This window comes from Citrobacter sp. Ct235 (assembly GCF_030332305.1).
Classification (GTDB): domain Bacteria; phylum Pseudomonadota; class Gammaproteobacteria; order Enterobacterales; family Enterobacteriaceae; genus Citrobacter_A; species Citrobacter_A telavivensis.
In genome coordinates, this window is record NZ_JAOWIC010000039.1 from 304,098 (window position 1) to 318,498 (window position 14,401).

At 55.8% G+C, this 14,401-nt stretch carries 17 protein-coding genes; 10 read left to right on the forward strand and 7 right to left on the reverse strand.

What is annotated here, in order from left to right:
* Positions 1 to 12 precede the first annotated feature (12 nt).
* On the forward strand, positions 13 to 732 hold the full coding sequence (locus tag OGY35_RS05845; RefSeq protein ID WP_286631668.1) for a galactosamine-6-phosphate isomerase: 720 nt from the start codon (positions 13 to 15) through the stop codon (positions 730 to 732).
* Positions 733 to 790: 58 nt separating this feature from the next.
* Here the strand turns inward: OGY35_RS05845 and rsmI are convergent, their stop codons facing one another.
* Positions 791 to 1,651, reverse strand: a complete 861-nt coding sequence (rsmI, locus tag OGY35_RS05850) for a 16S rRNA (cytidine(1402)-2'-O)-methyltransferase (protein WP_152406124.1) — start codon at positions 1,649 to 1,651, stop codon at positions 791 to 793.
* Positions 1,652 to 1,715: 64 nt separating this feature from the next.
* Between rsmI and OGY35_RS05855 the strand changes: the two genes are divergently transcribed.
* The 4 genes from OGY35_RS05855 (at position 1,716) to dolP (ending at position 5,367) form a co-directional block, all read left to right on the forward strand.
* Complete coding sequence (locus OGY35_RS05855; protein ID WP_286631669.1) at positions 1,716 to 3,770, forward strand: penicillin-binding protein activator; 2,055 nt, start codon at positions 1,716 to 1,718, stop codon at positions 3,768 to 3,770.
* Positions 3,728 to 4,123 (forward strand): YraN family protein, encoded by a 396-nt coding sequence (locus OGY35_RS05860; protein WP_046487646.1) that lies wholly within the window; start codon positions 3,728 to 3,730, stop codon positions 4,121 to 4,123. The genes OGY35_RS05855 and OGY35_RS05860 overlap by 43 nt, the downstream gene beginning before the upstream one ends.
* Before the next feature lie 68 nt (positions 4,124 to 4,191).
* Positions 4,192 to 4,782, forward strand: coding sequence for a DnaA initiator-associating protein DiaA (diaA, locus tag OGY35_RS05865; RefSeq protein WP_042325150.1), 591 nt, complete (start codon positions 4,192 to 4,194; stop codon positions 4,780 to 4,782).
* 9 nt (positions 4,783 to 4,791) lie between these two features.
* Positions 4,792 to 5,367: a division/outer membrane stress-associated lipid-binding lipoprotein gene (dolP, locus tag OGY35_RS05870; protein ID WP_152406126.1), complete on the forward strand. Its 576-nt coding sequence runs from the start codon at positions 4,792 to 4,794 to the stop codon at positions 5,365 to 5,367.
* Between the two features lie 133 nt (positions 5,368 to 5,500).
* Here dolP and OGY35_RS05875 read toward each other — a convergent pair whose 3' ends face one another.
* Together OGY35_RS05875 and OGY35_RS05880 are read right to left on the reverse strand one after the other, a co-directional pair.
* Positions 5,501 to 6,538: a permease gene (locus OGY35_RS05875; protein WP_286631672.1), complete on the reverse strand. Its 1,038-nt coding sequence runs from the start codon at positions 6,536 to 6,538 to the stop codon at positions 5,501 to 5,503.
* 108 nt (positions 6,539 to 6,646) lie between these two features.
* Entirely contained in the window at positions 6,647 to 7,282 is a 636-nt protein-coding gene (locus OGY35_RS05880; protein WP_152406128.1) for an NAD-dependent epimerase/dehydratase family protein, read from the reverse strand.
* Between the two features lie 128 nt (positions 7,283 to 7,410).
* Here OGY35_RS05880 and yhbO point away from each other — a divergent pair, with 128 nt between their 5' ends.
* Complete coding sequence (gene yhbO / locus OGY35_RS05885) at positions 7,411 to 7,929, forward strand: protein/nucleic acid deglycase (RefSeq protein WP_042325142.1); 519 nt, start codon at positions 7,411 to 7,413, stop codon at positions 7,927 to 7,929.
* On the opposite strand, the gene OGY35_RS05890 is transcribed toward yhbO, so the two are convergent.
* Positions 7,909 to 8,352: a YhbP family protein gene (locus OGY35_RS05890; RefSeq protein WP_178826395.1), complete on the reverse strand. Its 444-nt coding sequence runs from the start codon at positions 8,350 to 8,352 to the stop codon at positions 7,909 to 7,911. The genes yhbO and OGY35_RS05890 overlap by 21 nt on opposite strands.
* Positions 8,353 to 8,404: 52 nt before the next feature.
* Between OGY35_RS05890 and OGY35_RS05895 the strand changes: the two genes are divergently transcribed.
* Complete coding sequence (locus OGY35_RS05895; RefSeq protein WP_152406404.1) at positions 8,405 to 8,707, forward strand: GIY-YIG nuclease family protein; 303 nt, start codon at positions 8,405 to 8,407, stop codon at positions 8,705 to 8,707.
* Here OGY35_RS05895 and OGY35_RS05900 read toward each other — a convergent pair.
* Positions 8,694 to 9,197 carry a GNAT family N-acetyltransferase gene (locus OGY35_RS05900; RefSeq protein ID WP_152406130.1) on the reverse strand — a complete coding sequence of 168 codons (504 nt, stop codon included), beginning with the start codon at positions 9,195 to 9,197 and terminating at the stop codon, positions 8,694 to 8,696. The genes OGY35_RS05895 and OGY35_RS05900 overlap by 14 nt on opposite strands.
* Positions 9,191 to 9,715 carry a ubiquinone anaerobic biosynthesis accessory factor UbiT gene (gene ubiT / locus OGY35_RS05905; RefSeq protein ID WP_178826391.1) on the reverse strand — a complete coding sequence of 175 codons (525 nt, stop codon included), beginning with the start codon at positions 9,713 to 9,715 and terminating at the stop codon, positions 9,191 to 9,193. The genes OGY35_RS05900 and ubiT overlap by 7 nt, the downstream gene beginning before the upstream one ends.
* A 220-nt stretch (positions 9,716 to 9,935) precedes the next feature.
* On the opposite strand from ubiT, the gene ubiU reads away from it, so the two are divergent.
* The 3 genes from ubiU (at position 9,936) to OGY35_RS05920 (ending at position 12,992) form a co-directional block, all read left to right on the forward strand.
* Positions 9,936 to 10,931 (forward strand): ubiquinone anaerobic biosynthesis protein UbiU, encoded by a 996-nt coding sequence (gene ubiU, locus OGY35_RS05910; RefSeq protein WP_152406131.1) that lies wholly within the window; start codon positions 9,936 to 9,938, stop codon positions 10,929 to 10,931.
* 8 nt (positions 10,932 to 10,939) lie between these two features.
* Positions 10,940 to 11,818, forward strand: coding sequence for a U32 family peptidase (locus OGY35_RS05915; protein WP_502872694.1), 879 nt, complete (start codon positions 10,940 to 10,942; stop codon positions 11,816 to 11,818).
* Between the two features lie 166 nt (positions 11,819 to 11,984).
* The gene (locus tag OGY35_RS05920; protein ID WP_286631674.1) at positions 11,985 to 12,992 is read left to right on the forward strand and encodes a luciferase-like monooxygenase; all 1,008 of its coding nucleotides are present in this window, start codon (positions 11,985 to 11,987) and stop codon (positions 12,990 to 12,992) included.
* An 87-nt stretch (positions 12,993 to 13,079) separates the two neighbouring features.
* Here OGY35_RS05920 and mtr read toward each other — a convergent pair whose 3' ends face one another.
* Entirely contained in the window at positions 13,080 to 14,324 is a 1,245-nt protein-coding gene (mtr, locus tag OGY35_RS05925) for a tryptophan permease (RefSeq protein ID WP_286631675.1), read from the reverse strand.
* Positions 14,325 to 14,401: the final 77 nt, after the last annotated feature.

Below are 14,401 nucleotides of genomic sequence, written 5' to 3' on the forward strand. Positions count from 1 at the left end.
GATGACTGACAGATGCAATACATACAGTACTGCGACCATTATGACGCACTCAGCGATCGCGCCAGCGAACGGTTAATTCAGGTAATACAGAACAAACCTGACGCGACGATCTGCCTGGCGACCGGCGCGACGCCTGAACTGACCTATCGTTTCCTGGTCGAGAAAATACAGCAGCGTCATGTTGATATCCGCAACGTGACCTTCGTGAAGCTTGATGAGTGGGTGGGAATGCCCTTACACACGCCGGGCACCTGTGAATCTTTCCTGCAACAGCACATCGTGCAACCGCTTGGCCTACGCCCGGAACAGCTGATCGGTTTTCAGTCAGAAAATATCGACGAGACGGAGTGCGAGCGCGTGACGGATTTGATTGCCAGCCGGGGCGGTCTCGATTTATGCGTATTGGGCATCGGCAAGAACGGTCATCTGGGGCTGAACGAACCGGGAAGCACGCTGGAACCGTTTTGCCATATCAGCAGGCTTGATGAACAAACGCGTCACCACGACATGCTTAAATCGGCCGGTCGTCCCGTGACGCACGGTATCACTCTGGGCCTGAAGGAGATCCTCAATGCAAAGGAAATATTGCTGCTGATTGCCGGAGAAGGAAAACAGGCCGCTGTTGAAAAATACCTGACCACTGCCGTGACGACTGCAATTCCGGCCTCGTTTTTGTGGCTGCATGACAATACGACATGTTTACTGGATGGCTCGCGTTATTCAGATCGATAACCCTCCCTCTCATTCTGACACGCTGTAGTTTTTCTTTTGCTGCAGCGTGTTTCCCGGATTATCCCTGCTGCTCCAGCGCATATTTGTACAGCGCGTTCTTTTTTACGCCGTGGATTTCTGCCGCCAGCGCTGCGGCTTTCTTCAGCGGCAACTCGGCCTGTAACAACGTGAGGGTGCGCAGGGCATCGGCAGGCAGTTCGTCTTCCTGCGCCTTGTGTCCTTCCACAATCAGCACCATCTCGCCTTTACGCCGGTTCTCGTCCTCTTTAACCCACGCCAGCAGTTCACCCACCGGTGCGCCGTGAATTGTCTCCCAGGTTTTGGTCAGCTCGCGCGCCAGCACCACGTAACGGGATTCGCCCCACACCGCGACCATATCTTCCAGGCTGTCCAGCAGGCGATGCGTGGACTCATAGAAAATCAGCGTGCGCGGTTCGGTTTCGATAGCTTTCAGCGCGTCACGACGTCCTTTTGATTTCGCGGGTAAAAAGCCTTCATAGCAGAAGCGGTCGGACGGCAATCCCGCCGCGCTTAAAGCGGCAATCGCCGCACAAGGCCCTGGCAATGGCACGACACGGATGCCCTGCTCACGACAACTGCGTACCAGGTGGTAACCCGGATCGTTAATCAGCGGCGTCCCGGCATCGGAAACCAGCGCGATGTTCAGCCCTTCTTTCAACTTCGCCACCAGCGTGTCTGCTTTTTGCTGCTCGTTATGATCGTGCAGGGCGAACAGTCGGGCATTAATCGCGAAATGCTGCAATAATAATCCGGTATGGCGAGTATCTTCAGCGGCAATTAAATCAACAGCTTGTAACACTTCGAGCGCACGCTGGGTAATATCAGACAAATTCCCGATAGGAGTAGGTACAATAAAGAGTTGGCCGCGAGAATTATCCGCCGATTCGTGTTGTGTCATTGTGTCGTCCGTATTGCCGATTTAATATTGAGCATTGCGTATAAAAAATATCACTGGATACAGTATGGTACCCTTAACATTCTCTCGTTTAAAAGCCGCGCGCTGTCTGCCCATCGTTCTGGCAGCCCTGATTTTCGCCGGCTGTGGCACCCAGGCGCCCGATCAGAGCACTGCCCATATGCAGGGCACAGCGCAAGCTGATTCCGGCTTTTATCTGCAACAGATGCAGCAAAGCGCAAATGATAGCAAGACCAACTGGCAATTACTCGCCATTCGTGCACTGCTGAAAGAAGGCAAAAGCCAGCAGGCTATCGAACTGTTTAACCAACTGCCGCAGGATCTGAATGATGCCCAGCGCCGGGAACAGTCGCTGTTAGCCGTTGAAATCAAACTGGCGCAGAAAGATTTTGCCGGGGCGCAGGCGCTACTGGAAAAGCTTACCCCGTCTGATTTTGAGCAAAATCAGCAGGCGCGCTACTGGCAGGCGCAGATTGACGCCAGCCAGGGCCGCCCATCACTCTCGCTGCTGCGCGCCCTGATTGCGCAGGAACCCCTGCTTGGCGAGAAGGATAAGCAGAAAAATATGGACGCCACCTGGCAAGCATTGTCTGCAATGACGCAGGAGCAGGCCCAGGCATTGGTTATCAATGCTGATGAAAACGTGTTGCAGGGCTGGCTGGACCTACAACGTGTCTGGTTTGATAACCGCAGCGATCCGGACATGATGAAAGCGGGCATTGCCGACTGGCAAAAACGCTATCCGCAAAATCCGGGAGCAAAACTGCTGCCAACCCAACTGGTCAATGTGCAGAGCTTTAAACCCGCCTCGACCAGTAAAATCGCCCTGCTACTACCGCTGAACGGTCAGGCAGCCGTATTTGGTCGCACCATTCAACAGGGCTTTGAAGCCGCCAAAAATCTTGGTACGCAGCCTGTCGACGCACAGCCCGCCGCGCAACCGGCCCCGGTCGCAGCCCCAACGCCGGCGGACCCGCAGCCGCAGGCGACCGATGGCGTCGCCAGTCCTTCCCAGGCTTCAGTGAGCGATTTGACCCATGACGAGCAGGCCGAACAGCCCGTGCCGGTCAGCGCACCGCAGACAACGCCTGCACAGCCAACCACCGCAAGCGCGGCGGCAAATCCTTCCGCAGAACTGAAAATTTATGACACCAGCGCCCAACCGCTCGATCAGATCCTGACGCAGGTTCAGCAGGACGGCGCGAGTATCGTGGTCGGCCCGCTGCTGAAAAACAACGTCGACGAACTGCTAAAAAGCAACACTCCATTGAACGTGCTGGCACTTAACCAGCCGGAATCGGTGCAGAGCCGCGCAAACATCTGTTACTTCGCCCTCTCACCGGAAGATGAAGCGCGTGATGCGGCGCGCCATATCCGTGAACAGGGCAAACAGTCGCCGCTGCTGCTGCTCCCGCGTAGCGCGCTTGGCGATCGTGTTGCTAACGCCTTTGCCCAGGAGTGGCAAAAACTGGGTGGCGCTACGGTGCTGCAACAGAAATTTGGCTCGACGGCGGAACTGCGTATGGGCGTCAACGGCGGTTCAGGGATAGCGTTAACCGGTAGCCCGGTCGCTGCCAGCGCACCGTCTCAACCTGGCGTCACTATTGGCAATTTAACCATTCCGGCTGCGCCAACGGATGCCCAGATTAGCGGTAACGGTGGTCGCGTGGACGCCGTGTATATTCTGGCAACACCTAATGAGATAGCCTTCATCAAGCCGATGATCGCCATGCGCAACGGTAGCCAGAGTGGTGCAACGCTGTACGCCAGTTCGCGTAGCGCGCAGGGGAATGCCGGTCCTGACTTCCGTCTGGAAATGGATGGCCTGCAGTACAGCGAGATCCCGATGCTGGCGGGCGCGAACCCGTCGCTGATGCAGCAGGCGCTCGGCGCAGTGCATAATGACTACTCGCTGGCGCGCATGTACGCAATGGGCGTGGATGCCTGGTCGCTGGCGAACCATTTCTCCCAGATGCGTCAGGTGCAGGGCTTCGAAATTAATGGGAATACCGGCGCGCTGACCGCCAGTCAGGACTGTGTGATTAACAGGAAGTTATCATGGCTCCAGTACCAACAAGGGCAGATTGTCCCCGCCAGTTAACGAGCAAACAGGCCGGTGACGCGTGGGAAACCACCGCGCGTCGCTGGCTGGAGCGCAAGGGACTGCATTTTATCGCCGCCAACGTGCATGAACGCGGCGGCGAGATCGATCTGATCATGCGTGATGGCAAGACGACCGTCTTTATTGAGGTCCGCTACCGACGCTCTACCACGTTCGGTGGCGCCGCTGCCAGTGTGACGCGCAGCAAGCAACGTAAATTATTACAGGCTGCCCGCTTGTGGCTCGCGCGCCACAATGGGAGTTTTGATACTGTGGATTGCCGGTTCGATGTGTTAGCCTTCACCGGAAATGATGTTGAGTGGTTCAGGAATGCCTTTACTGACTGCTCATAATTGAAGATTCAGAACAGACCCATTGGGCAAATAAAAATAGCCTAATAGGTCAGCTCTTAAGGATTAGCGTGTTAGACAGAATTAAAGTCTGCTTTACCGAAAGCATTCAAACTCAAATTGCAGCGGCAGAAGCCCTCCCGGATGCTATCTCTCGCGCCGCCGTGACGCTGGTTCATTCACTGCTCAATGGCAACAAAATTCTCTGTTGTGGTAATGGGACATCCGCTGCCAACGCACAGCATTTTGCGGCCAGCATGATCAACCGCTTTGAGACAGAACGCCCCAGTTTACCCGCGATTGCACTAAATACGGATAATGTGGTCTTAACAGCGATTGCTAACGACCGTCTGCATGACGAAGTGTATGCAAAACAGGTTCGGGCGTTGGGTCATGCTGGCGACGTCTTACTGGCCATCTCGACGCGCGGCAACAGCCGCGATATCGTTAAGGCTGTGGAAGCTGCCGTCACGCGAGACATGACGATTGTGGCACTGACCGGGTATGACGGGGGTGAACTGGCTGGACTCTTAGGGCCACAGGATGTTGAGATCCGCATCCCTTCGCACCACAGCGCACGCATTCAGGAAATGCATATGCTGACGGTAAACTGCCTGTGCGATCTGATCGATAACACGCTTTTCCCCCACCAGGATGATTAAGGAGTACACATGAAGGCTTTATCGCCAATCGCAGTCCTTATTTCTGCTCTGCTATTGCAAGGTTGTGTAGCCGCCGCAGTGGTCGGTACCGCCGCCGTTGGCACCAAAGCAGCAACAGACCCACGTAGCGTAGGCACTCAGGTGGACGATGGAACCCTGGAAGTGCGCGTTAACAGTGCACTGTCGAAAGATGCACAGATCAAGAAAGAAACGCGCATTAACGTGACGGCTTATCAGGGTAAAGTGTTACTGGTCGGTCAGTCGCCGAATAGTGAGCTCTCCGCACGGGCTAAACAGATTGCGATGGGCGTCGACGGCACCACCGAGGTCTATAACGAGATCCGTCAGGGCCAGCCGATTGGCATGGGCACCGCGTCAAGTGACACCTGGATCACCACCAAAGTGCGCTCTCAGTTGCTGACCAGCGACCAGGTTAAATCATCCAACGTGAAAGTGACGACCGAAAACGGCGAAGTGTTCCTGTTAGGCCTGGTGACCGACCGTGAAGCGAAAGCGGCTGCGGATATCGCCAGCCGGGTTAGCGGCGTGAAGCGCGTGACCACGGCGTTTACCTTCATCAAGTAATCCCCCAGGCCTGATTAGGCGCTTTAGCGTCGACATCAGGCCATATGTACCGGATGGCGGCGTGACCGCCTTATCCGGCCTACAGAGTGTATTATCGTAGGCCGGGCAAGCGAAGCGCCCCCGGCATTCCTGTTTATATCAACGCAATACTTCCCACTATCACGCCAGAGATCACCACCAGCGCCGCCGTTAACCACAGCGCTTTTGCCGGGAATGCTTTACGCAGCATAATCAGCGACGGCAGGCTGACGGCGGGTAATGTCATCAGCAGCGCAAGCGCTGGCGCAGTTCCCATCCCTGCCAGCATCATCGTCTGTACAATCGGGATTTCTGCCGCGGTCGGGATCACAAACAGACAGCCAGCCACCGCCAGCGCAATCACCCACAGCAGGCTGTTATCGATAGCCCCATCCGCATGTGGAAACAGCCAGACGCGCGCAGCACCCAGTACCAGCACCGCCAGGATGTAGACAGGAATAGTGCTCCAGAACAGCGTCCACAGCGCGCGGCCCCAGCGGACAAAGAACCCGTCCTGTGCGTCCGGTTGCGTGATTTCCACCGGCAACTCAGCCTGCGCAGGCTCTTTCACCCATTTCTGCACCAGCGTTGCCACCACCAGCACCATTGCCAGTCCGGCAACCAGGCGGATAGCCGCAAAATGCCAGCCGAGGACGAAGCCCATAAACACCAGCGTCGCCGGGTTTAACAGCGGATTCCCCATCCAGAATGCCAGCGCCCCGCCCATCGAAACCTGCTGGCGACGCATCCCCGCCGCCACCGGTGCGGCACAGCAGGTGCACATCATGCCGGGCAGAGAGAAAAGCGTCCCGAACAGCGTGCCGCGAAAACGCGTTTGCCCGAGCGTACGTAACAGCCAGTCACGCGGGATCAGAACCTGAATCAGCGAACCAAGGATCACCCCCAATACCGCGGCCTTCCAGACCGCAATGAAATAGACCATCGCATAGTCCCAGGCCGCCTGCCACGGGTTCGCATCAGCCTGCGCCAGAATGGATTTACCGATACTGTGAGTTTCTGCGGCTGTGAAGGCTTTCCCGTAATAAGGCTGCCATTTCACATACCAGAGACCGACGATGACGACGAGAAAGAAAAGAGCGGGCTTCCACCATTGAAACGGTGTTGCCGCCTGAGATGAAGACTGACCAGCCATAGCATTCCCCAGGGCGTGTGAGAGTAATTAGCCGGGAATATACGCCTTTGGGAAATGTTTGGAAATGTTAAATTGACCGGGTGAATTGTCCGGCCTGCACCTCACGCGTCAGGCGGCCCTCTCCCGCAACTGGGACGAGGTCAGGATCGTCACCCCTTCGTGTTCAGGCGCCAGCGCGTCTGCCAGCATTGCGCGCGCCACGTCCCGCGCATCAATCGACTTCCAGTTGCCGGGCAGCAGTCGAAATAACGGCGCAAAAAGGGTTTCGCTGAATCGCTGTCTGGTGCGGTCGCCGAGCAGCATCGACGGGCGCGCAATCGTCAGCTTCGGCCACGCCTGCGCAATCAGCGCCTCTTCCATCTCCCCTTTTACGCGGTTGTAGAAAAACGGCGAACGGGCGTTGGCCCCCATCGAACTCACCACCAGCATGTGCTGCGCGCCCAGACGGCGGCCGGTCAAGGCGGTGTCGACCACCAGCGTATAGTCGGCATGAATAAATGCCTCTTTGCTGCCGGCTTCGCGCCGGGTCGTGCCCAGACAGCAAAAAACGATATCGACAGGATCGGAAACCTGCGCCAGCGCATCGCTCAGTTGCGGATCGTGGGGATTATAGACGCCAGGCATGTCCGCCAGCGGGCGCCTCGTCGGTGCGGCTATCGAATGGATCTTCGGTTCATTAAGCAGCATCCGCAGTAAATGCCCGCCAACCAACCCGGTCGCCCCGGTAATCAGTACCTGACTCATCCTCACTCCTTTCCAGAATAGTCCGCCTTGCGCCCTCAGTCTCATCGACCAGGCTTATTAGTTCACAGTGTAATTATCCATCATCATGGAAAAATTGCCTTATCCAATGCCACTATCGCGGAGGACGCATGAGTAAGAAGATTGCCGTTTTGATCACTGATGAGTTTGAGGATTCAGAATTCACCTCACCTGCGGCAGAATTTCGCCAGGCAGGGCATGAGGTCATTACGATTGAAAAACAGGCGGGTAAAACGGTGAAAGGTAAAAAAGGCGAGGCCAGCGTCACCATTGATAAAGCGATTGATGAAGTCCGGCCTGCTGATTTTGATGCTCTGCTGTTACCTGGCGGTCATTCACCGGATTACCTGCGAGGTGACGATCGCTTCGTCACCTTTACGCGCGATTTCGTGAACACCGGTAAACCGGTCTTCGCCATCTGCCACGGGCCACAGTTACTGATCAGCGCCGATGTTATTCGTGGTCGTAAACTCACAGCGGTGAAGCCAATCATTATCGATGTGAAAAATGCGGGGGCGGAATTTTACGATCAGGAAGTGGTGGTGGATAAAGACCAACTGGTCACCAGCCGTACTCCTGACGATCTGCCTGCGTTCAATCGTGAAGCATTACGTATCCTCGGTGCCTGACTGACGTAACCAAATCAACTTTTTGCCAAAGCCCAGGGTGTTGTCGGTGAATTTGAGTTCATCCAGGCGGATTTCCCATACCGGCGCGGACAGCATTCTGGCGACCGGGAAGCGGCGAAGATAGGCCTGTCGTGCCGCGTCGCTTTCTTCTCCTGCCAGTTGACGGATCTCGCCTTTAAACTGTACGCCGCGAATCAAGGCGACCGTTTTCGGTTGACCATTGACGGTCCCGGCAACGGGGGCTCGCGGGCCTGACATCTGCGCATGACGCGTTTTCTCTTCCGTCAGCAGATAAAAAACCACCTTTTTGGCGTCGAAGAGATAAAACGCATTGGCACACCACAGTTCACCTTCGTGATGTACGCACCAGGTCACAACATGTTGTTTTGTCAGCCAACGACCGATCGCAGTGAGTGTTTCCATCTCGGTTCTCTTTTATACTGGATGCCAGAAACGTAACACGCCGAAGGCTATGATGACACCCTGGTATCTTTATCTGATCCGCACCGCCGACAATGCCCTGTATACCGGGATCACGACCGACGTGGCGCGCCGCTACCAGCAACATCAACGTGGCAAAGGCGCGAAGGCGCTACGGGGAAAAGGGGAGTTGACGCTGGCGTTTTCCGCACCGGTTGGCGATCGTTCACTGGCGCTACGCGCAGAATACCGGGTCAAAAAACTCACCAAGCAACAGAAAGAACGGCTTGTCGCAGAAGGCGAAGGGTTTGCAGCGTTACTGAACGACCTGCAAACCCCGACGCTTAAAAACGATTAAAGTGATCGTGATACTCGACCAGTCCCGTGACGCCGCTTAGCGCGTCTTCCGCTAAACGATGTACCTGAAACGCGCTTTCGGTGCCCGGCCAGCGGCAATGCAGATCGTAATGGGCGGCAAGTTCGAAACCAAAGCGGCTATACAGTGCCGGTTCACCCAGGGTGACCACGGCGGCGTAGCCAAATTCGTTGAGTGAATCCAGCCCTTCATAGACCAGTTGGCGCGCCAGCCCCTGCCCACGGTAGTTTTCATCGACTGCCAGCGGTGCCATGCCGACCCACTGCAGATCTTCGCCCTGTACATCGACGGGGCTGAATGCCACGTAACCCACCACCTGGCCTTCATCGTCTGTGGCGACCAGACCGAGCGTCAGAAAACCATCTTCACGCAGGGAGTGTACCAGTTCCGCTTCCGCATCGCTTTCGAATGAACGACGCAGCAGGGCATCAATGCCGGGTGCGTCAATGGGAATTTCTACTCGAATCAGCATGGTTCACCTACCGATGTCTGTTTGGTTTCTGGCGAGTATTTCATGCCCGCCTCAACAAAATCCGCCAGTTGCAGCAGCATAACGCGCAACGCTTTGGGCATCTGCTCCAGCTCAATGGCATCCATCAGGTTCTTAACATACAACCCTAACTCCGTATCCCCTTCAATCACCAGCCGGCGCTGGAAGAAGAGCGTATCCGGATCCTGCTTACGCGCGGCGATCATCAACAGATCGCTGGCATCAGCGCTAAAACTCACGTCGGCTTGCGCATCCTCGCTGACGATCAGTTTGTCATTCTCGACCGAGGTATACCATTTCAGGCCGATATCGCGAACCGTAATGCTTAACCAACGGCCTTCAAGGAACGCCAGCTCCCCGTCAGCCAGGGCCTGGCGAAACTGCCAGCTCAGGACCTGTTCCAGAACCTGGCGCTGCAGTGCAAAGGGCGTCAGTTTAACTGGCACACTCATCAGAGACGGACCGAAATGTACTAAGCGTGAACGCAGCTTATCTAACACGAGCTTTACTCCCTGTTTCAATTATCCTGCTATTCTGCCATATCAGATAAACGACATAGCGGCGTAAATCAACAATTGCGTGCGAAATCCCTAACTCTTTATTGCTGATATCAATACGACTTTAACTGCCTTAAATCAAAAATTGTCGCAGCAAGGTTAACTAAAATCCTTGTTCGTTAACAATTATGCGTCCCAGGCGGCGCAATCTTCAGGATAAATTATGGAGCTGCTCTGCCCTGCCGGAAATCTCCCGGCGCTTAAGGCGGCCATCGAAAACGGCGCGGATGCCGTTTATATCGGGCTTAAAGATGATACCAACGCCCGCCACTTCGCCGGCCTTAACTTTACCGAGAAGAAATTGCAGGAAGCGGTGAGCTTTGTCCATCAACACCGCCGCAAATTACACATCGCCATTAACACGTTTGCGCATCCGGACGGCTATGCCCGCTGGCAGCGTGCGGTGGATATGGCTGCGCAACTGGGGGCGGATGCGCTGATCCTCGCGGATCTCGCTATGCTCGAGTATGCCGCAGTTCGTTACCCGCATATTGAGCGCCATGTCTCTGTTCAGGCCTCGGCTACCAATGAAGAAGCGATCAACTTTTATCACCGCAATTTTGATGTTGATCGCGTCGTCCTGCCGCGCGTGCTCTCTATCCATCAGGTGAAACAGCTTGCCCGCGTGACGCCGGTGCCGCTGGAGGTTTTTGCTTTCGGCAGTCTGTGCATTATGGCCGAAGGCCGCTGTTACCTCTCATCCTATTTGACCGGTGAATCCCCCAATACAGTAGGGGCCTGTTCCCCTGCCCGCTTTGTGCGCTGGCAGCAAACGCCCCAGGGGCTGGAATCACGGCTGAATGAAGTGCTGATCGACCGCTATCAGGACGGGGAGAACGCCGGTTATCCGACGCTGTGTAAAGGTCGCTATCTGGTCGACGGCGAGCGTTATCACGCACTGGAAGAACCGACCAGCCTGAACACGCTGGAGCTACTGCCGGAACTGCTGGCGGCGAATATTGCCTCGGTGAAAATCGAAGGTCGTCAGCGCAGCCCGGCCTATGTCAGCCAGGTTGCGAAAGTGTGGCGTCAGGCGATCGACCGCTGCATAGCCGACCCGCAGAACTATGCGCCGCAGGCAGACTGGATGGAGACGCTCGGCGCGATGTCCGAAGGCACTCAGACGACGCTTGGCGCCTATCACCGTAAATGGCAGTGAGAAAAGCAATGAAATATTCCTTAGGGCCGGTGCTTTACTACTGGCCGAAAGAAACGCTGGAAGACTTTTATCAGCAGGCAGCCACCAGCAGCGCTGATGTTATCTATCTCGGCGAAGCGGTGTGCAGCAAACGCCGCGCCACCAAAGTCGGCGACTGGCTGGATATGGCGAAATCGCTCGCCGGTAGCGGTAAGCAGGTGGTGCTTTCGACGCTGGCGCTGGTGCAAGCCTCTTCTGAGTTGAACGAACTGAAGCGCTATGTCGAAAATGGCGACTTTCTGCTGGAAGCCAGCGATCTTGGCGTGGTGAATATGTGCGCCGACCGCAAGCTACCGTTTGTCGCCGGACACGCGCTGAACTGCTACAACGCCGTCACGCTGCGCCTGCTGCTCAAACAAGGGATGATACGCTGGTGCATGCCGGTGGAGCTTTCCCGCGACTGGCTGATAAACCTGCTCAATCAGTGTGATGAACTGGGGATTCGCCAGCAGTTTGAAGTGGAAGTCCTGAGCTATGGGCATCTGCCGCTGGCTTACTCCGCCCGCTGCTTTACCGCCCGCTCGGAAGATCGTCCGAAAGATGAGTGCGAAACCTGCTGCATCAAGTACCCTAACGGCCGCGACGTACTCTCCCAGGAAAATCAACAGGTGTTCGTCCTCAATGGCATTCAGACCATGAGCGGCTATATCTACAACCTCGGCAACGAACTGACGTCAATGCAGGGGCTGGTGGACATCGTGCGCCTGTCTCCGCTGGGCACGGAGACATTCGCAATGCTCGACGCCTTCCGCGCTAACGAAACGGGGCGCGCTCCACTACCACTCGCTGCACACAGCGACTGCAACGGCTACTGGAAACGTCTGGCCGGTCTGGAATTGCAGGCCTAATGCCTCTCTGCCGGATGGCGGCATAACTGCCTTATCCGGCCTACTCCAGGCCTGATCATCAGGTATTTTCTGTCCGCCACGCGTTTTATAAAGCTCACTTTGTTAACTACGGTTATCATTTTTTAATGCACTATTAAAAAATATGCCGATGACAAAGTGAGCCATTATGACCGACAAAACCATTCCTTTCTCGGTGCTGGATCTGGCACCGATCCCCGACGGATCTTCAGCAAAAGAGGCATTCTCACACTCGCTGGATCTCGCACGCCTCGCAGAAAAAAGAGGCTATCATCGCTACTGGCTGGCGGAACACCACAACATGACCGGTATCGCCAGCGCGGCAACCTCAGTGCTGATTGGCTATCTGGCCGCGAACACTCAGACTTTGCATCTCGGTTCCGGCGGCGTCATGCTCCCCAACCACTCACCGCTGGTGATCGCCGAGCAGTTCGGTACGCTGAACACGCTCTATCCGGGACGCATTGATCTCGGCTTAGGACGCGCGCCGGGTAGCGATCAGCCGACGATGCGGGCGCTGCGCCGTCATATGGGCGGTGATATCGATAACTTCCCTCGCGACGTCGCTGAACTGGTGGACTGGTTTGATGCGCGCGATCCCAATCCGCAGGTACGCCCGGTTCCTGGCTACGGCGAGAAGATCCCGGTCTGGCTGTTAGGCTCCAGCCTCTATAGCGCGCAGTTAGCCGCACAGCTTGGTCTGCCGTTCGCTTTTGCCTCCCACTTCGCGCCGGATATGCTGTTCCAGGCGCTGCATCTGTACCGCACTCAGTTCAAGCCGTCAGCGCGGCTGGAAAAACCGTATGCGATAGTGTGCATCAATATCATTGTCGCCGACAGTAACCGTGATGCGGAGTATTTGTTCACCTCGATGCAGCAAGCCTTCGTGAAGTTGCGGCGTGGCGAAACGGGCCAGCTCCCGGCACCGATTCAAAATATGGATCAGTTCTGGTCGCCATCAGAACAGTACGGTGTGCAGCAGGCGCTGAGTATGTCGCTGGTGGGGGATAAAGCGAAAGTAGGACACGGGCTGGAGTCTATTCTGCGTGAAACCCAGGCGGACGAGATTATGGTTAACGGGCAGATTTTTGACCATCAGGCGCGTCTGCATTCGTTTGAACTGGCGATGGATGTGAAAGAGGAACTGTTGGGGTAGTTTTGTCGTTTGCCGGATGGCGACTGCGTCTTATCCGGCCTACAGGTTCTTGTAGGCCCGGTAAGCGCGCGCCACCGGGCAAAATAATTACTGATAAACCGGCAACAGATTAAAGCTCGACAGGATGTGTACCAGCGCGTTACCCACCCCGAAAACCAGAATCAGGACAATCATCGGCTTACCGCCCCAGACGCGGAATTTCGGGCTACCGAAGCGCTGACGTGATTTACGTGCCAACAATGCCGGCACAATCGCGGCCCAGATGGTCGCAGCCAGTCCTGCATAGCCAATGGCATACAGGAATCCGTTCGGCCACAGCAGTCCCCCGACGATCGGCGGAACAAAGGTGAGCAGCGCCGTTTTGAAGCGTCCTGGCGCCGAATCGTCAAAACCAAACAGATCGGCCAGATAGTCAAACAGTCCCAGCGTGACGCCGAGGAATGAACTCGCCACCGCAAAGTTAGAAAACACCACCAGCAGCAGATCCAGACTACGACTGTTCAGCACGCCGCTCAGCGCCTGCACCAGCACATCAATATTGCCGCCTTTCTGCGCAATGCCGATAAACTCTGGGCGCGGAATGTTCCCCATCGTCCCCAGCAACCAGACGGTGTACAGCATCAGCGCCAGCAGCGTCCCGTAGACCAGGCACTTCACAATGGTGCGAGGGTCTTTACCGTAGTATTTCATCAGGCTCGGGACGTTACCGTGATAGCCAAACGACGCCAGACAGAACGGCAGCGTCATCAACAGATACGGCGTATAAGAGGCGTTACTTTCCGCGACGTTAAACAACGTAGTCGGCGTAACGTGCCCAAGCAGACTGCCGAAAGTCAGGAAGAAAGTAATGACCTTCGCACCCAGCACGATAGCCGTCATGCGACTCACCGCTTTGGTGCTCAGCCACACCACAAACGCCACCAAAAGAGCAAAGCCAAAACCTGCCGCACGGGCGGGCACGTTCAGCGACATCTCGCTGAACGTATGGTGCAGAATCGAACCGCTCGCCGAAATATAGGCGTAGGTCAGGATATAGAGTACGAAGGCAATAGAGATACCGTTGACCACGTTCCAGCCTTTGCCCAGTAAATCTTTGGTGATGGTGTCGAAGCTCGAGCCAATTCGGTAGTTGAGGTTTGCTTCCAGGATCATCAGACCGGAATGCAGCATGCAGAACCAGGTAAAGACCAGCGCCGCCATTGACCAGAAAAACCAGCTACCTGCCATAACCACCGGTAAAGAAAACATCCCTGCGCCGATAATGGTGCCGCCGATAATCACCACGCCGCCAAGCAGCGAAGGTGATGTCTGGGTGGTGGTTAGTGTTGCCATTTAGCGATTTCTCCAGCGAATAATGTTGTGACCGCATTTTAGTGTGTTGCACTGTACCAGTACAATAGTACAAATGA

What these genes read in the sequence shown, in the direction of transcription:
- OGY35_RS05900 (WP_152406130.1), bottom strand. Translation starts at nt 9,197, where the DNA reads ATGCTGATTCGAGTAGAAATTCCCATTGACGCACCCGGCATTGATGCC.
- OGY35_RS05895 (WP_152406404.1), top strand. Translation starts at nt 8,405, where the DNA reads ATGACACCCTGGTATCTTTATCTGATCCGCACCGCCGACAATGCCCTG.
- OGY35_RS05875 (WP_286631672.1), bottom strand. Translation starts at nt 6,538, where the DNA reads ATGGCTGGTCAGTCTTCATCTCAGGCGGCAACACCGTTTCAATGGTGG.
- OGY35_RS05890 (WP_178826395.1), bottom strand. Translation starts at nt 8,352, where the DNA reads ATGGAAACACTCACTGCGATCGGTCGTTGGCTGACAAAACAACATGTT.
- OGY35_RS05915 (WP_502872694.1), top strand. Translation starts at nt 10,940, where the DNA reads ATGAAATATTCCTTAGGGCCGGTGCTTTACTACTGGCCGAAAGAAACG.
- ubiU (WP_152406131.1), top strand. Translation starts at nt 9,936, where the DNA reads ATGGAGCTGCTCTGCCCTGCCGGAAATCTCCCGGCGCTTAAGGCGGCC.
- mtr (WP_286631675.1), bottom strand. Translation starts at nt 14,324, where the DNA reads ATGGCAACACTAACCACCACCCAGACATCACCTTCGCTGCTTGGCGGC.
- OGY35_RS05920 (WP_286631674.1), top strand. Translation starts at nt 11,985, where the DNA reads ATGACCGACAAAACCATTCCTTTCTCGGTGCTGGATCTGGCACCGATC.
- yhbO (WP_042325142.1), top strand. Translation starts at nt 7,411, where the DNA reads ATGAGTAAGAAGATTGCCGTTTTGATCACTGATGAGTTTGAGGATTCA.
- OGY35_RS05880 (WP_152406128.1), bottom strand. Translation starts at nt 7,282, where the DNA reads ATGAGTCAGGTACTGATTACCGGGGCGACCGGGTTGGTTGGCGGGCAT.
- rsmI (WP_152406124.1), bottom strand. Translation starts at nt 1,651, where the DNA reads ATGACACAACACGAATCGGCGGATAATTCTCGCGGCCAACTCTTTATT.
- OGY35_RS05860 (WP_046487646.1), top strand. Translation starts at nt 3,728, where the DNA reads ATGGCTCCAGTACCAACAAGGGCAGATTGTCCCCGCCAGTTAACGAGC.
- dolP (WP_152406126.1), top strand. Translation starts at nt 4,792, where the DNA reads ATGAAGGCTTTATCGCCAATCGCAGTCCTTATTTCTGCTCTGCTATTG.
- OGY35_RS05845 (WP_286631668.1), top strand. Translation starts at nt 13, where the DNA reads ATGCAATACATACAGTACTGCGACCATTATGACGCACTCAGCGATCGC.
- OGY35_RS05855 (WP_286631669.1), top strand. Translation starts at nt 1,716, where the DNA reads ATGGTACCCTTAACATTCTCTCGTTTAAAAGCCGCGCGCTGTCTGCCC.